Annotated in this window: 14 protein-coding genes; 7 read left to right on the top strand and 7 right to left on the bottom strand. The window is 66.9% G+C overall.

The window, feature by feature from the left end; translation table 11 throughout:
* Positions 1 to 7 precede the first annotated feature (7 nt).
* The 5 genes from ACT9AS_RS09365 to corA all read left to right on the top strand — a co-directional run bounded on the left by ACT9AS_RS09365 (position 8) and on the right by corA (position 4,764).
* Positions 8 to 994 carry a PhoH family protein gene (locus ACT9AS_RS09365; protein WP_445099879.1) on the top strand — a complete coding sequence of 329 codons (987 nt, stop codon included), beginning with the start codon at positions 8 to 10 and terminating at the stop codon, positions 992 to 994.
* 25 nt (positions 995 to 1,019) lie between these two features.
* Positions 1,020 to 1,493 carry an rRNA maturation RNase YbeY gene (gene ybeY / locus ACT9AS_RS09360; RefSeq protein ID WP_445099878.1) on the top strand — a complete coding sequence of 158 codons (474 nt, stop codon included), beginning with the start codon at positions 1,020 to 1,022 and terminating at the stop codon, positions 1,491 to 1,493.
* A 74-nt stretch (positions 1,494 to 1,567) separates the two neighbouring features.
* Positions 1,568 to 2,455: a transporter associated domain-containing protein gene (locus ACT9AS_RS09355; RefSeq protein ID WP_445099877.1), complete on the top strand. Its 888-nt coding sequence runs from the start codon at positions 1,568 to 1,570 to the stop codon at positions 2,453 to 2,455.
* 25 nt (positions 2,456 to 2,480) lie between these two features.
* Positions 2,481 to 3,647, top strand: a complete 1,167-nt coding sequence (locus tag ACT9AS_RS09350) for a lipoprotein N-acyltransferase Lnb domain-containing protein (protein ID WP_445100342.1) — start codon at positions 2,481 to 2,483, stop codon at positions 3,645 to 3,647.
* A 115-nt stretch (positions 3,648 to 3,762) separates the two neighbouring features.
* Entirely contained in the window at positions 3,763 to 4,764 is a 1,002-nt protein-coding gene (gene corA, locus ACT9AS_RS09345; protein WP_445100341.1) for a magnesium/cobalt transporter CorA, read from the top strand.
* A gap of 84 nt (positions 4,765 to 4,848) precedes the next feature.
* On the opposite strand, the gene ACT9AS_RS09340 is transcribed toward corA, so the two are convergent.
* Together ACT9AS_RS09340 and ACT9AS_RS09335 are read right to left on the bottom strand one after the other, a co-directional pair.
* Positions 4,849 to 6,099: a DUF819 family protein gene (locus tag ACT9AS_RS09340; RefSeq protein WP_445099876.1), complete on the bottom strand. Its 1,251-nt coding sequence runs from the start codon at positions 6,097 to 6,099 to the stop codon at positions 4,849 to 4,851.
* Positions 6,100 to 6,183: 84 nt separating this feature from the next.
* Positions 6,184 to 8,274: a prolyl oligopeptidase family serine peptidase gene (locus ACT9AS_RS09335; RefSeq protein WP_445099875.1), complete on the bottom strand. Its 2,091-nt coding sequence runs from the start codon at positions 8,272 to 8,274 to the stop codon at positions 6,184 to 6,186.
* Between the two features lie 180 nt (positions 8,275 to 8,454).
* On the opposite strand from ACT9AS_RS09335, the gene ACT9AS_RS09330 reads away from it, so the two are divergent.
* The gene (locus ACT9AS_RS09330) at positions 8,455 to 10,182 is read left to right on the top strand and encodes an oligopeptide:H+ symporter (protein ID WP_445099874.1); all 1,728 of its coding nucleotides are present in this window, start codon (positions 8,455 to 8,457) and stop codon (positions 10,180 to 10,182) included.
* A gap of 68 nt (positions 10,183 to 10,250) precedes the next feature.
* Here ACT9AS_RS09330 and rfbD read toward each other — a convergent pair whose 3' ends face one another.
* The 5 genes from rfbD to ssb form a co-directional block, all read right to left on the bottom strand.
* Positions 10,251 to 11,138 carry a dTDP-4-dehydrorhamnose reductase gene (gene rfbD / locus ACT9AS_RS09325; RefSeq protein ID WP_445099873.1) on the bottom strand — a complete coding sequence of 296 codons (888 nt, stop codon included), beginning with the start codon at positions 11,136 to 11,138 and terminating at the stop codon, positions 10,251 to 10,253.
* Positions 11,139 to 11,147: 9 nt separating this feature from the next.
* Entirely contained in the window at positions 11,148 to 11,708 is a 561-nt protein-coding gene (gene rfbC / locus ACT9AS_RS09320) for a dTDP-4-dehydrorhamnose 3,5-epimerase (protein ID WP_445099872.1), read from the bottom strand.
* A complete protein-coding gene (gene rfbA, locus ACT9AS_RS09315; protein WP_445099871.1) occupies positions 11,705 to 12,601 on the bottom strand; it encodes a glucose-1-phosphate thymidylyltransferase RfbA in 897 nt (298 codons plus the stop codon). Before rfbA ends, rfbC begins: the two co-directional genes overlap by 4 nt.
* Positions 12,598 to 13,653, bottom strand: a complete 1,056-nt coding sequence (gene rfbB / locus ACT9AS_RS09310; protein ID WP_445099870.1) for a dTDP-glucose 4,6-dehydratase — start codon at positions 13,651 to 13,653, stop codon at positions 12,598 to 12,600. The genes rfbA and rfbB overlap by 4 nt, the downstream gene beginning before the upstream one ends.
* Positions 13,654 to 13,716: 63 nt before the next feature.
* Positions 13,717 to 14,205, bottom strand: a complete 489-nt coding sequence (gene ssb / locus ACT9AS_RS09305; RefSeq protein WP_445099869.1) for a single-stranded DNA-binding protein — start codon at positions 14,203 to 14,205, stop codon at positions 13,717 to 13,719.
* A 186-nt stretch (positions 14,206 to 14,391) separates the two neighbouring features.
* On the opposite strand from ssb, the gene ACT9AS_RS09300 reads away from it, so the two are divergent.
* Positions 14,392 to 15,405: a polyprenyl synthetase family protein gene (locus ACT9AS_RS09300; protein ID WP_445099868.1), complete on the top strand. Its 1,014-nt coding sequence runs from the start codon at positions 14,392 to 14,394 to the stop codon at positions 15,403 to 15,405.
* Positions 15,406 to 15,555 lie beyond the last annotated feature (150 nt).

Below are 15,555 nucleotides of genomic sequence, written 5' to 3'. Positions count from 1 at the left end.
TCGCCCGATGCCTTCACGCACCACGTCCGAGTTCACCCTCGACCCGCCCGACGCCGAGCGCCTGGCCAACCTCAACGGACCGTTCGATGGGCACCTGCGCATGATCGAACTGCGTACCGGAGTCGAGGTCGCCAACCGCGGCAACGTCTACCGCCTGACCGGTTCAAAGCCGATGGTGGAAAAGACCGGGAAGCTGATCCGCGCCCTGTGGGATGACGCCGAGGGCGAGGTGCTGGACGAGCCCGCCATCCACCTGGCCCTGACCGGGATCGATGCCGAGCAGATGGTCAACGAGGACATCGAGCCGCAGGAAGTCACCATCCGGGTCAAGCGCGGCACCATCCGCGGCCGCGGCGCCAACCAGGCCAAGTACCTGCACGCGATCGCCACCCACGACATCAATTTCGGCATCGGCCCGGCCGGCACCGGCAAGACCTTCCTCGCGGTCGCCAGTGCGGTCGAGGCGCTCAACGAGTCGCGGGTGCAGCGGCTGGTGCTGGTGCGCCCGGCAGTCGAGGCCGGCGAAAAACTCGGCTTCCTGCCCGGCGACCTGACCCAGAAGGTCGACCCCTACCTGCGCCCGCTGTACGACGCCCTGTACGAGATGCTCGGGGTGGAGAAGGTGGTCAAGCTGCTGGAGAAGAACGTCATCGAGATCGCCCCGCTGGCCTACATGCGCGGACGGACGCTTAACGATGCCTATGTGATCCTCGACGAAGCGCAGAACACCTCGATCGAGCAGATGAAGATGTTCCTGACCCGCATCGGTTACGGCAGCACCGCGGTGGTGACCGGCGACATGACCCAGATCGACCTGCCCAAGCATCAGAAGTCGGGCCTGCGCGACGCACTGGATGTGCTGCGCGACGTCAACGGCATCTCGTTCACCTTCTTCGAATCGCGCGACGTGGTGCGCCATCCGCTGGTGGCCCGCATCGTCAATGCGTACGACGCGCGCGACGCCCAGGATGCGCAGACCGGTCCCGCCGGCTGAGCCGGACCCGCCCAGGAAAACCACCATGACCCACGGCCCGACCGTCCTTGATGTCTCCGTCAGCTATGGCCTGCCGCGCACGGGCGTCCCGGCCGCCACGAGTTTCCGCCGCTGGGTCGCCGCCGCGCTGGACGGCCGGATCCGCCAGGCCGACCTCGCCGTCCGCCTGGTCGACGACAGGGAGGGCCGCGCGCTCAACCGCCATTACCGCGGCAAGGACTACGCCACCAACGTGCTCAGCTTCCCCGCCGACCTGCCCGAGGGGGTCAAGCTGCCGCTGCTCGGCGATCTCGTGATCTGCGCCCCGGTAGTCGCCCGCGAAGCCCGTGAACAGGGCAAGCGGCTCAACGACCATTACGCCCACCTGACCGTCCACGGCGCCCTGCACCTGCTTGGCTGGGACCACGAGGACGAGCGCGAGGCCGAGTGCATGGAGCAGTTGGAGCGCGAGATACTGGCCACACTGGGCATCGCCGACCCGTACCTCGCGGTGGACTGAGCGGCAACCGCGCCACGCCGATGCGCTAGACTCGCCCCGACGCTCATCCCCCGGGCGTATCCATGAATGATTCAATGTCCGAGGACGACAGTAGTACCCATCCGAATCCCGCGTCGATCGACGCGCCCGAACGGCACGACAAGCGCCGTTCCTGGCTCGACCGGATCAGCTCGGCGCTGTCCGGCGAACCGACCACCCGCGAGGACCTGGTCGAGTTGCTGCGTGATGCGCAGGCCGACGGACTGATCGCCGCCGACACCCTGACCATGATGGAAGGCGCGATCGCGGTTTCCGACCTGGTGGTCGGCGACGTCATGATCCCGCGCTCGCAGATGGTCGTGCTGCCGGCCGACGCGCCGTTCCTGGAGCTGATGAAGCTGGTGGTCGAGTCCGGCCACTCGCGCTTCCCCGTGCACGGCGAGGACAAGGACGACATCCTCGGCATCCTGCTGGCCAAGGACCTGCTGCGCGGCGTCGTGGCCGACAACGGCCCCGCCAGCGTGCATGCGCTGCTGCGGCCGGCGGTGCTGATCCCGGAATCCAAGCGGCTGGACATCCTGCTGCGCGAGTTCCGCCAGTCGCGCAACCACATGGCGATCGTCATCGACGAGCACGGCGGCGTCGCCGGCCTGCTCACCATCGAGGACGTGCTGGAGCAGATCGTGGGCGAGATCGACGACGAGCACGACGATGCGCAGGATCCCAACGCATTGATCGCCGCGCAGGCCGACGGCCAGTTCGTGGTCGATGCGCTGACCCCGATCGAGGACTTCAACGAACGCTTCGGTGCCGATTTCGACGACGACGAGTACGACACCATCGGTGGACTGGTCATCGCCGCGATCGGCCACCTGCCCGAAGCCGGCGAGGAACTGACCCTGGACCACTTCGTGTTCCGGGTGTCGGGCGCCGACGCGCGGCGGGTGCATGCCTTCCACGTGAGCGTGCTGGGTGACGGCTGACACCGCGCGCCGGCGCGCGCGCGTGATGCGATGGTTGCTGCTGGCGCTGTTGTCGCTGGGCGCGGGCGTCGCCTTCGCCGCGCCGCGGGTCGGCGTGGTCACGATGCAGCCAGGCGAGATCTTCTGGGAGCGCTTCGGCCACAACGCACTGGTCGTGCTCGACCCCGGCACCGGCAATGCGACGTCCTACAACTTCGGCTTCTTCGACCCCGCCGAGCCCGACTTCATCGCCCGCTTCGTCCGCGGCGACATGCGCTACCGGCTCGTCGCGCTGCCGTTCCAGCAGGACATGGCGATCTACCGTGACGAAGGCCGCGGCGTCAGCCTGCAATGGCTCGACCTCGAGCCCGACGCCGCACGGGCGCTGGCCGACGCGCTGGCCGAGAATGCGCGCCCGGAAAACGCGCATTACCGCTACGACTACTTCCTCGACAACTGCTCGACCCGGGTGCGTGATGCGATCGACCGGGCCGTGGGCGGCGCACTGCGCCGGCAGATTTCCGGCCGCTCGCGGGGCTCGACCTACCGCAGCGAAGCCATGCGCCTGGCCTCACCTGCGCCGTTGATGTGGCTCGGTTTCGACCTCGGCCTCGGCCCGAGCGCCGACCGACCGCTGTCGCGCTGGGACGAGGCCTTCGTGCCGATGCGGCTGGCCGACTCGATGCGTGAGATCAAGCTCGCCGACGGCCGGCCGCTGGTCCGCGAGGAGTACGAAATCCTGCCGCACCGGCTGGCGCCGGAACCCGTCGGATCCGCCATGCACTGGGGGTGGTGGGCGCTGGCCGGCGTCGTGATCGGCGCGGGCCTGCTGTGGCTGCACGGCCGCAAGCCGCGCGTGCTGGCGGCGCTTGCCATGACGGGCTGGTCGCTGGCCGGTGTCCTCGCCGCGCTGATGCTGTTCATCTGGCTCGGCACCGCGCATCGCTTCGGCTGGGCCAACCACAACCTGCTGCTGTTCAACCCGCTGTGCTGGTTGCTGTTGCCGGGCGGCTGGCAATTGCTGCGCGGCCGGACTCCGTGGGCATGGTTCCGCTGGCTGCTGCTGGTGGTGGCCGCGTGCCCGGTGGTGGCGCTGTTCGCCTACTGGCTGAGCGTGCTGCCGCAACGGCACCTGCACTGGATCGTATTGCTGCTTCCGCTGCATGCGGCGCTGGCGTGGGTATGGGGGCGCAAGCCGGCGCGGGACCTGTAGGAGCGGCTTCAGCCGCGATCTGGAATCGTTGCCTGCGCCACCTTTCGATCGCGGCTGAAGCCGCTCCTACAAGTGCCCGCCCTGGTGCTTGCCGGGAGCAGGCATGGTCGGCACGATGCGGGGCATGGACGAACCCGACCTGCCCCGCTGCGTAGTCAACTGCGCGGCCTACGACCGCAACGGCGTCCGCCGTGACATCGAACTCGATGCGATCAGCGACGTGCTTGCGATCGACGACGGCAGCTTCGTCTGGGTCGGGCTGTACGAGCCGGACGAGCACATCCTCGACAAGATGCAGGAGGAGTTCGGCCTACATGACCTCGCCGTCGAGGACGCGCGCAACGCCCACCAGCGCCCGAAGATCGAGACCTACGGCCAATCGCTGTTCATCGCGATCCATACCGCGCAGGCGGTCGACAGCCACATCCGTTTCGGCGAGACGCATCTGTTCATCGGCCCGCGCTACCTGGTTACCGTGCGCCATGGCGCCTCCACCAGCTACGCACCCGCGCGGGCCCGGATGGAACGCGAGCCCGAGTTGTTGCAACACGGCCCGGGCGCCGCGCTGTACGCGGTGTTCGACCTGGTGGTCGACAACTTCCTGCCGATCGTCGACGAATTCACCACCGCGCTGAACGCGTTGGAGCAGGACATCTTCGCCGAGGACTTCCGCAAGCACACGGTGAAGAAGCTCTACGACCTCAAGCGCGAGCTGACCCGGTTGCGGATGGCGGTGGCTCCGATGCAGGACATCCTCGGGCACCTCGCGCGTACCCGTGGCGGCCTGATCGACGAGGAGATCCAGCTGTACTTCCGCGACGTCCACGACCACGCCGTGCGGATCAGCGACAGCACCGACACCCTGCGCGAAATGCTGACCGCCGCGGTGAGCGTCAACCTGGCGCTGGTGACGGTGCGACAGGGCGAGATCGTCAAGCGGCTCGGCGCATGGGCAGCCCTGCTGGCCGCGCCGACGCTGGTCGCCAGCTGGTACGGGATGAATTTCGTGCATATGCCCGAACTCTCCGGGCGCTGGAGTTACGCGGTGCTGATCGGCGTGGTCGCGGTGACGTGCGCGGTGCTCTACCGCATGTTCAAGCGCGCGCGCTGGCTCTGATCATGCAGGAGCGACGCAGGTCGCGAATGCACGGCGAATCCGGGCATCAGTGAAATCGCGACTTACGTCGCTCCTACAGAAGCATCACGTTGCGATCGCCTGCAGCATCAATCCGGTGATGTACGCGCAGTAGGTGCCCAGCGCATAGCCAAGCACGGCCAGCAATACGCCAACCGGTGCCAGCGCGGGATGGAAGGCACTTGCGACCACCGGCGCCGAGGCGGCACCACCGATGTTGGCTTGTGAGCCGACCGCCAGGAAGAACAGCGGCGCCCGGATCAGCTTGGCCACGCCGAGCATCAGCGCGGCATGCACGCTGATCCAGATCACGCCGAGCAGCAGTAGCATCGGCCGGTCCACCACCGACTTGAGGTCCATCTGCATGCCGATGGTCGCGATCAGCACGTACAGCATGACCGAACCGATGTTGGACGCGCCTGCGCCCTCGAGCCGGCGCGCGCGTGTAAGGCTGAGCAGGACGCCGAAGGTGGTGGCGAACACCACGATCCAGAAGAACCGCGAATCCAGGCTGTAGTCCTGCAGGTTCCACGCGGCCGGCAATGATTGCACCCAGGCCACCAGCGGATCGGCCAGCAGGTGCGACAGGCCGGTCAGGCCGATACCGGCGGCGAAGATCAACATCAGGTCGCTCATCGAAGGCACGCGCTCATGCTCGGCCTGGTAGCTGGCCATGCGCTGCTGCAGGTTCTCGATCGCGGACGCGTCGGCGCCGGTCCAGCGGTCGAACGCCTTGGCCCGCGGCGCCAGGAACAGCAGGATCGCCATCCAGAAGTACGCGACGATCACGTCGACCGCGATGAACTGGCCGAACAGGTTGGCGTCGACCTGGAACACTTCCTTCATCGCCGCCTGGTTGGCACCGCCGCCGATCCAGCTGCCGGCGATCGTGGTCATGCCGCGCCAGGTCTCCCCTCCCACCGTCGGCGGGTGGATGATGCCGATCGCCACGAGGGAAATCACCGCCCCGAGCATGACGCCGACGGTGCCGGTGAGGAACATGATCAGCGCCTTCGGGCCCAGCCTCACGATCGCGCCGAAATCCATCGCAACGCAGAACAGCACCAGCGCGCTGGGCAACAGGTAATCGCGCGCCATCGGGTACAGGCCCGACCCGCTGCTGTCGATCAGGCCAACGGTGTTGAAGATCGCAGGCACCAGGTAGCACATCAGCAACGCCGGCACGTAACTGTAGAACTTGTGCCAGAAGCCGGACGGACGCGATGCGGTCCAGAACACCGCGCCGAGAGTGACGGCGAGCAGCCCGAGGATGACGGCGTCGTTGGTGATCAGTGCGGTGGATGCGGCTGGGGTCATGCGTTGCTCCGAGGGTGGAGGTCGCGGCTGGAGCCGCGCCTGCAAGCGCCGGTCCCGCCCGTGGGCGGGACGCAAACGGTCAAGCTACTGGCCCAGGTGCTGCTCGAGCCAGCCGTTGACGGTGTCGTGCCACTGCACCGAGTTGTGCGGCTTCAGCACCCAGTGGTTCTCGTCGGGGAAGTACAGGAACTTCGACTCGATGCCCTGCCGCTGCAGCGCGGTGAACGCGCCGAGGCCTTGGCTGACCGGGATGCGGAAATCCTGCTGGCCGTGCACCACCAGCATCGGCACGCGCCAGTCGGCGACATGCCGGCTCGGGTTGAACGCCTCGAAGTTCTCCGGCACCTCCCACGGGGTGCCGCCGTTCTCCCACTCGGTGAACCACAGCTCCTCGGTGACGAAACCCATCATCCGGGTGTCGAACACGCCGTCGTGGTTGACCAGGCACTTCCACGCGCCCGACGACGGCGTGTGCCAGTTGCCGGCGATCCAGTTGACCATGTAGCCGCCGTAGCTGGCGCCGAGCGCGCAGGCGTTGTCGCCATCGAGGAACGCGTACTTGTCCTGCGCCGCCTTCCAGCCCTTCTGCAGGTCTTCCAGCGGACGGTCGCCCCAGTGCTGGCTGATCGCGTCGGTGAACGCCTGGCCGTAGCCGACCGAGCCGTGGAAATCGATCATCACCACCGCGTAGCCCTGCCCCGCATAGGTCTGCGGGTTCCAGCGGTAGCTCCAGCCGTTGCCGAAGCTGCCCTGCGGGCCGCCGTGGATCAGGAACGCGACCGGGTACTGCTTGCCTTCCTCGTAGTTCCACGGTTTGACCACATAACCGTGGACGGTGTCGTTGTTCCAGCCCGTGAAGGTGAACTGTTCGAACTCGCCGAAGCCGACTTCCGGCAGCATTTCCGCGGCGCTCGGGGTGATCGCGCGCTCCGGCGCACCGTTGATGCCGCCGACGAATACCTGGGCGCCACTGACCATGCTGTTGCGGGTGAACGCGAGCGTGCCGTTCTCGAGCTGGACGGAACCGATGCTGCCGTCGCCGATGATCTCGGTAACGCCGCCGCTATCGACGTGGACCGCGAACAGCGGGTGCTCGCCGGTGTCCTGCGCGGTCACGTACAGGGTTTCGCCATCCTCGGAGACCACGATGCTGTCGGCGGAACGGTCCCATGCCGGGGCAATCGCACGATGCTTGCCGGTGGCCAGGTCGAGCTCCATCAGCTGCAGGCGGTCGGCCTCGAATCCGGGGCGCTTCATCGCGCGGTAGTAAAGCGTGTTGCCATCGGCGCCGAACACCGCGCCGGTATCCCAGGCCGGGTTGCCGGCGGTGAGATTCTTCGCTGCGCCGGTGCCGTCGGCGCTGACCTGGTAGAGGTCGAAATTGGTCGACCACGGCTCGCCGCGATCGGATTTGCGCGCGCTCAGCACCAGCGACTTGCCGTCCGGCGCCCAGGTGTACTCGCTGCTGTCGCCAAACGGCCTGGAGGGCACGTCGCCGACCACGTCGGTTGCGATGGCGACCGCAGTGGTCACCGGAGTGTCGCCGTCCGGCAACCCGGCGACGAACACGCGGTTGAGCCGGCCATCGCTCCATGCATCCCAGTGGCGCACGAACATGCGGTCGTACACGACGCCGGTCGCGGGGTCCTTCTCGACCGCGTCGAGCTTGTCCTTGCTGCAGGCCAGGTCGCTGCCGCAATCGAGGAACGCCTCGACGTTGAAGGCGATGCGCTGGCCATCCGGCGACAACTGGTAGCCGCCGACGTCCAGTGCGAAATCGGTCAGCTGGCGCGGCGTGCCACCCTCGGCCGGAATCGCGTAGAGCTGCGAGCTGCCGGACTTGCCGCTGAGGAAATAGACCGTGCTGCCATCGGGCGAGAACGCGGGCGAATTGACGTTCCAACCTTCCGGGGTCAGGCGCACCGGTGGCGCGGCATCGCGCGCGAGCAGGTTCTCGATCCACAGCGAACTCGACGCCTTGTTGGCGTCGTAGTCGACCACGCGCTTCGCCAGCACCAGCAATCGGCCATCCGGCGACAGGGTCGGCGAGGAGTAGCGGTCCAGCGTCGCCAGGTCCATCGGCTGCAGGCCGCGTGTGGCCGCAACGGCCGGTGCACCCACGGCAGGCAGGGCGAGCGCGACCAGCATCGGCAGGACGGCGTGGCGCAGATTCATGACGGTTCCCCAGGGACGGACGAAAGCCCGATGGTATGCGGGCCGGCCGGCCGGGGCAAAGTCGGGATCGGTCCATTCCGCCATCGGGTCGCCGGGCCGCCCGCCGCTATACTCGCCCGGCCGCGGTTGCTGCCCCACCAGTGCTCCGGTTACCTGTCCAGCCCAGTCCGGGAGTCCGATGTGAGCACAACCGCACCCGCCGTTCTTAATACCGACGAGTTCCTCGGCCACCCCAAGGGCCTGTTCGTCTGCTTCTTCACCGAGATGTGGGAGCGCTTCTCGTTCTACGGAATGAAGGCGCTGCTGCTGCTGTACATCCTCAAGTACCACCTGTTCGGCGACGACGCCGGCTACGACCTGCTGGGCGCCTACGGCGGTCTGGTCTACGCGGTGCCGGTGATCGGCGGCCTGCTCGCCGACCGCTACCTGGGCATGCGCAAGGCGGTGGTGCTGGGCGGCGTGCTGCTGGTGCTGGGCCACCTCGGCATGGCCTACGAGGGCGAAGCGGCGCGCGTAGTCGGCGACACCATCGTCCGCGACGACGGCGCGCTGCAGGTGTTCTACCTGTCGCTGGCGCTGATCATCATGGGCGTGGGCTTCCTCAAGCCGAACATCTCGACGATTGTTGGTCGGCTCTACCCGGAGAACGATCCGCGTCGCGATTCCGGCTTCACCCTGTTCTACGCGGGCATCAACGTCGGCGCGCTGTTCGCCTCGCTGATCTGCGCGTTCCTCGGCGAGACCTATGGCTGGAAATACGGTTTCGGCGCGGCGGGCATCGGCATGGTCGCCGGCCTGGTGATGTTCCTGTGGGGCCAGAAGTACCTGCACGGCCATGCCGAACCGAACGACCCGGGCAAGCTGGTCGAGCGCGTTGCCGGGCTGTCGCGCGAGTGGTGGATCTACCTGGGCAGCTTCGCCGGCGTGGTGGTGGTGTGGCAGTTGATCCAGCGCACCTGGACGGTGCATGGTGCGATGCACGTGATCGCCGTCGCGCTGGCGGCATGGTTCGCCTGGTTCCTGTGGAAGCACTGCGACAAGGTCCAGCGCCAGCAGATGGTCACGCTGGTGTTCCTGATCTTCGGCGTGCTGATCTTCTTCGCGATGTACGAGCAGACCTATGGCTCGTGGGTCACCTTCACCGACCGGCTGCTGACCAAGGACCTGTTCCCGATGTCGCCCGCCGGCTACGTGGCGGCGCTGCCGTGGGCGACCTACTCGCTGGCCGCGAGCCCGCCGCTGATGATCGCCGCGCTGATGGCCAGCGACCGTGGACGGGTCGGCCTGGCCAAGGGCCTGGTGCTGCTGATGGTCGCCGGGCTGGCGGTCGCGTTCGCCCACGACGTGGTGCTGGTGCCGCAGACCGCCGGCTCGCTGACCTTCATCGGCGCCTTCTTCATCGTGGTGCTGGCGCCGGTGTTCTCGTGGCTGTGGCCGTGGCTGGAGAAGCGCGGCCTCAACCCCAGCAAGCCGGCCAAGATGGGCATCGGCCTGGTGTTCGCCGGGCTGTCGTTCATCCCGTTGATGGTGGCCGCGGGCGAGGCCGGTGCGAGCGGGGTGATGGCCAGCGTCTGGTGGCTGGTACTGGCCTACTTCGTGCTGGAGATCGGCGAGATGTGCCTGTCGCCGATCGGCCTGTCGGCGGTGACCCAGCTGTCGGTGCCGCGCGTGGTCGGCTTGATGATGGGCGCGTTCTGGCTGGGCACCGCGTACTCGGAAGTACTGGCGGCGCAATTCGGCAAACTCGCGTCGCTGGACATCGTCGAGGGCGAGGCGATCGACATGGCGGTCGCGGCCGGCAAGTACGCGCACCTGTTCGAGATGATGCTGTGGCTGGGCGTCGGCTCGGGCGTGGTGTTCTTCCTGGTGACCCCGATCGCACGGCGGTGGATGCACGGGGTGAAGTGAGCCGTGGAGCGGCTGGCACGAAAACGGCGCCCTGTGGCGCCGTTGTTTTGCATGGCCGCGGCGGGTGGTCACCGATCGAACGTGGTAGCCAGTGCTTCCCGCCAGTCCGGCAGTTGCAGGCGATACTCATCCGCCAGCCGGCCTGCGTCGAGCACCGACCAGGCCGGGCGCTCCGCACGGGTCGGAAATTCCACGGCGCGGATCGGCTCGACCAAAGGCCGCCGTTCGATCAGACCGCGCGCATGTGCTTCCTCGAAAATCGCTTCGGCGAATCCGTGCCAACTGGTCTGGCCTGTGCTGACGAGGTGACGCACCCCGGATTGCGCAATCCCCTGCTCCAGGATCGTGGCGGTGACGTCGGCGATCAACCAGGCCGGCGTCGGGCAACCGATCTGATCGGCCACGACCCGCAGTTGTTCGCGCTCGCCGCCGAGTCGCAACATCGCGCGCAGGAAGTTGTTGCCACGCAGCCCGTAGATCCAGGCCGTACGAAGGATCAGGTGGCGCGCGCCGCTATCCGCCACGGCGTGCTCCCCGGCCAGCTTGCTGCGACCGTAAACACCCAGGGGCGCGGTGGAATCGGACTCGCGATAGGGACGGCGGCTGCTGCCGTCGAACACGTAGTCGGTGGAGTAATGGACGAGGCTGGCGCCCAGCGCCACGCAGGCGCGGGCGATCCGGCCGGGCGCCTCGGCGTTGATCGCGAATGCGAGGTCGGGCTCGTCCTCGGCGCGATCGACCGCCGTGTACGCGGTGGCGTTGACGACGACATCGGGGATGAAGCGCTCGATCACCGCATCGACGGCCTCCGGCCGGGCCAGGTCGAGAGCCTCGCAACGGCCGCCGTCCGGCAGTACGCCGGTGCGGGTAGTGACGGTGAGCTCGCCCAGTGGCGCCAGGCTGCGACGCAACTCGTGGCCGACTTGGCCGTTGCCACCGAGCAGCAGGATCTTCATCGCTTCACCCTAGGGCATGAAAACAGGCAACCGGTCCCCTGGAATGTCTGCCAGCAGCGGGGCCTTGGCATCCTTGCCCGAAAGCACCGGATCGCTGACCGGCCAGTCGATGGCCAGCGACGGGTCGTCCCAGCGGATGCCGGTTTCGGCTTCCGGCGCGTACGTCGCCGTGCACAGGTACGACACCACCGCGAGTTCGCTCAGCACCACGTAGCCATGGGCGAACCCCTCCGGAATCCAGAGCTGCCGCCGGTTGGCCGCGCTGAGCGCCACTGCGGTCCAGCGAGAAAACGTGGGCGAACCCCTGCGGATGTCGACGGCGACATCCCAGATTTCGCCCTCCAGTACGGAAAGGTACTTCCCCTGCGGATGCGGCCACTGGAAATGCAGGCCGCGCAACACACCCCGACGGGACGACGAAACATTGCCTTGCACGAAATCCGGGCGCAGCCCCACGGCCTCCTCGAGCTTGTCGTGGTTGAAGAACTCGTGGAAGGAGCCGCGGGCGTCTTCGAACACGCGCGGCTCGATTACAAGGCAACCCGGCAGGTCGGTTTCGATCACCTTCAAAGTGGCGACCCCCGCTCCGCCAGTTGCCGCAGGTATTCGCCATAGCCGTTCTTGCGCAGTGGCTCGGCCAATTCCAGCAGTTGCGCGGGACTGATCCAGCGATTGCCCAGCGCAATCTCCTCGGGGCAGCAGACCCGCAGGCCCTGGCGCGCCTCGATGGTCTGGATATAGGTGGATGCTTCGATCAACGACTGGTGGGTGCCGGTATCGAGCCATGCGTAACCCCGCCCGAGTTGCTCGAGATGCAGCGAGCCCTCCTCGAGGTAACGACGGTTCAGATCGGTGATCTCGAGCTCGCCGCGCGGTGACGGGGTCAACTCGCTGGCAAACTGGCTGGCACGCCCGTCGTAGAAATACAGGCCGGTCACCGCATAGCTGGATCTGGGCTTTTCAGGCTTCTCTTCGATGCCCACGACCTTGCCGTCACCATCGAACTCGGCGACGCCATAGCGCTCGGGGTCCTTCACCCAGTAGCCGAACACCGTGGCCCCACGCTCGCGTTCGCCTGCGCGCTTGAGCATGCCGGTCAGGCCCGGGCCGTGGAAGATGTTGTCGCCCAGCACCAGGCAGCTGGGCCGCCCATCGAGGTATTCGCGCCCGATCAGCAACGCCTGGGCCAGCCCGTCGGGACTGGGCTGGATGGCGTATTCGATCTCCATGCCCCACTGCGAGCCGTCCCCGAGCAACTGCTTGAACAGGGCCTGCTCATGCGGCGTGTTGATGATCAGCACTTCGCGGATGCCCGCCAGCATCAACACGCTGAGCGGGTAGTAGATCATCGGCTTGTCATAGACCGGCAACAGCTGTTTGCTGATGGCCTGGGTGATCGGATACAACCGCGTGCCGGAGCCGCCGGCGAGGATGATGCCCTTGCGGCCGGCGGCGGCCGTCATGCCACGCCACCGATGCGCTCGAGGCGGTAGCTGCCATCGAGCACGCGCTGCACCCATGGCGCATTGTCGAGATACCAGTCGACGGTCCTGGCCATGCCTTCATCGAAGGTCACCATCGGCGACCAGCCGAGTTCATCGTGCAGTTTTGATGCATCGATCGCATAGCGGCGGTCGTGGCCTGGCCGATCCCTGACGTAGGTGACCAGCGATTCACGCGCGCTACCGTCAGGCAGTGGGCTGCGGTCGTCAAGCAGCCTGCAGATGGTTTCCACGACGGTGATGTTGGCGCGTTCGGCGTCGCCACCGACGTTGTAGGTCTCGCCGATACGCCCGCCCTCGAGGACACGGCGGATCGCAGCGCAATGATCGCCAACGTACAGCCAGTCGCGCACATTGAGGCCGTCTCCGTAGACAGGTAGCGGCTCGCCGGCCAACGCCTTGGCGATGACCAGCGGGATGAGCTTCTCGGGAAACTGGTAGGGCCCGTAGTTGTTCGAACAGTTGGTGGTCAGGACCGGCAGGCCGTAGGTGTGGTGGAAGGCACGTACCAGGTGGTCCGACGCAGCCTTCGATGCCGAATAGGGCGAGTTGGGCGCATAGGGCGTGTCTTCGGTGAATCTGCCCGTGTCGCCCAGGCTGCCGTAGACCTCGTCGGTCGAGACATGCAGGAAGCGGAAGGCGTCACGCTCGGAGGTATCCAGCGATTTCCAGTAATCACGGACCTGTTCCAGCAGCGCCAGCGTACCGACCACGTTTGTCTGCATAAACGCGGCGGGACCGTCGATCGAACGATCGACGTGGCTTTCGGCGGCGAAGTTGATCACCGCATCGGGGCGATGCTCGCGCAGCAGTCGCGCGACCAGATCCGCATCGCCGATGTCCCCTTGCACGAAGACATGCGCGGGGTCGCCGTCCAATGCTGCCAGAGTGTCGAGGTTGCCTGCGTAGGTTAGCGCGTCGAGGTTGACCACCTTGACCCCAAGCCCCACGGCATCGAGCACGAAATTGCCGCCAATGAAGCCGGCACCGCCAGTCACAAGCCAAGTGGACACGCACTATCTCCAACGATGATTCGCACAAGCCGGCGCCGTGCGGAGATCGGACGACCCAATCGGTCAGAACGGGATGTCATCGTCCGCGAAATCGTCGCCAAAGTCGTTGGACTTCGCCGGCGGGGCCTCATCACGGCGCGGGGCTTCCTGTCGCGGTGCCGGACGCGAGGGGCGATCGCCACCGCGGCTCATCCCACCACCGCTACCCCCACGCTCACCGTCACCACCACCCAGCATCTGCATCTCGTCGGCGATGATGTCGGTGGTGTAGTGCTTGATGCCGTCCTTTTCGTAGGACCCGTATTCGATACGGCCTTCGATATAGACCTGACGGCCCTTGCGCAGGTACTCGCCGGCGATTTCGCCGAGCTTCCCGAACAGCTTGACCCGGTGCCACTCGGTCTTTTCGATCTGGTTGCCGTCGCGGTCCTTGCGGACGCTGGTGGTGGCCACGCTGAGGGTGGTGATGGCCATGCCGGCCTGGGTGTACTTGACGTCGGGATCGTTGCCGAGGTTGCCGACGAGGATGACTTTGTTGACGCCACGTGCCATGGAGATCGGTCCTGTATGGGTCGACGGGATCGCCGGAAGCGGCGAAAGGCAGGCCAGTATAACTGTGTCCCACCTCCCCTTCCGTGCGGACAACGCCGCATTGCCGGGTCGGATTTTCGACCGTCCGGCGCAAGAGCCCGTGGCGCGCACGGCCTATAATCGAGGCCCCTCTCCACCCAGCAGCCCATGCACGCAAGCGCCAAGTCCCCCGGCCTCCCCGACCTGCCGGCTATCCAGTCCCTCGCCCGCCCCGACATGGCGGCCGTCGACACGCTGATCCGGCAGCGACTGGCTTCGGACGTGGTGCTGATCAACCAGGTCGCGGAGTACATCATCGGCGCCGGCGGCAAGCGGCTGCGGCCGATGCTGCTGTTGCTGGCCACCGGGGCGGTCGGTCGAAGCGTCGGCGAAGCCATCGGGAAGGAGGCCCACCAGCTGGCGGCGGTGGTCGAGTTCATCCACACCTCCACCCTGCTGCACGACGACGTGGTCGACGAGTCCGACCTGCGCCGCGGCCGCAGGACCGCCAACGCGGTCTGGGGCAACGCCGCCAGCGTGCTGGTCGGCGACTTCCTGTATTCGCGCAGCTTCCAGCTGATGGTCGAGCTGGAGAGCATGCCGGTGCAGAAGATCCTCGCCGACACCACCAACCGGATCGCCGAGGGCGAAGTGCTGCAACTGCTGCACGTGCGCAACCCCGACGTCGACGAGGCCGCCTACCTGCGCGTGATCGAGCGCAAGACCGCGGTGCTGTTCGCCGCCGCGACCCGGCTGGGCGCCCTGCTCGCCGGCGCCAGCGAGGCGGTCCAGCAGCAACTGCATGATTACGGTCTCAACCTGGGCTACGCGTTCCAGATCGCCGACGACGTGCTCGACTACGCCTCGGACGCAGAGACCCTGGGCAAGAACCTCGGCGACGACCTCGCCGAAGGCAAGGCGACGCTGCCGTTGATCCACGCGATCCGGCATGCCGATGCGGACACCGCGACCCGGCTACGCGCGGCGATCGAGCACGGCGACACCGATGCGCTGCCCGACGTGCTCGCCGCGATCCAGGCCACTGGAGGGCTGGAATACAGCCGCCAGCGTGCCCGCGACTATGCCGACCTGGCCGGGCAGGCGCTCAAAGGGCTGGGCGACAACGAATATGTCGGCGCACTGCGCGGACTGGCCGGATACGCGGTCAACCGCGACCACTGAGCAGCCCGCTTCCGATTCCGTCGTTGTAGGAGCGACGTAAGTCGCGACCTGTACATCATCCGCAGGAGCATCGGGATTGGCGGGGCCGGCAGCGATCGGGGCCATGTACAGGTCGCGACTTACGTCGCTCCTACAGGGGCATTCGCGGCT

The organism is Lysobacter sp. F60174L2 (assembly GCF_052547135.1).
This window is presented reverse-complemented; position numbering and strand designations above follow the sequence as displayed.

Bases quoted from the DNA above. Each gene is read 5' to 3' on its own strand.
- ACT9AS_RS09365 (WP_445099879.1), top strand. From the start codon at position 8: ATGCCTTCACGCACCACGTCCGAGTTCACCCTCGACCCGCCCGACGCC.
- ybeY (WP_445099878.1), top strand. From the start codon at position 1,020: ATGACCCACGGCCCGACCGTCCTTGATGTCTCCGTCAGCTATGGCCTG.
- ACT9AS_RS09355 (WP_445099877.1), top strand. From the start codon at position 1,568: ATGTCCGAGGACGACAGTAGTACCCATCCGAATCCCGCGTCGATCGAC.
- ACT9AS_RS09350 (WP_445100342.1), top strand. From the start codon at position 2,481: ATGCGATGGTTGCTGCTGGCGCTGTTGTCGCTGGGCGCGGGCGTCGCC.
- corA (WP_445100341.1), top strand. From the start codon at position 3,763: ATGCGGGGCATGGACGAACCCGACCTGCCCCGCTGCGTAGTCAACTGC.
- ACT9AS_RS09340 (WP_445099876.1), bottom strand. From the start codon at position 6,099: ATGACCCCAGCCGCATCCACCGCACTGATCACCAACGACGCCGTCATC.
- ACT9AS_RS09335 (WP_445099875.1), bottom strand. From the start codon at position 8,274: ATGAATCTGCGCCACGCCGTCCTGCCGATGCTGGTCGCGCTCGCCCTG.
- rfbD (WP_445099873.1), bottom strand. From the start codon at position 11,138: ATGAAGATCCTGCTGCTCGGTGGCAACGGCCAAGTCGGCCACGAGTTG.
- rfbA (WP_445099871.1), bottom strand. From the start codon at position 12,601: ATGACGGCCGCCGCCGGCCGCAAGGGCATCATCCTCGCCGGCGGCTCC.
- ssb (WP_445099869.1), bottom strand. From the start codon at position 14,205: ATGGCACGTGGCGTCAACAAAGTCATCCTCGTCGGCAACCTCGGCAAC.
- ACT9AS_RS09300 (WP_445099868.1), top strand. From the start codon at position 14,392: ATGCACGCAAGCGCCAAGTCCCCCGGCCTCCCCGACCTGCCGGCTATC.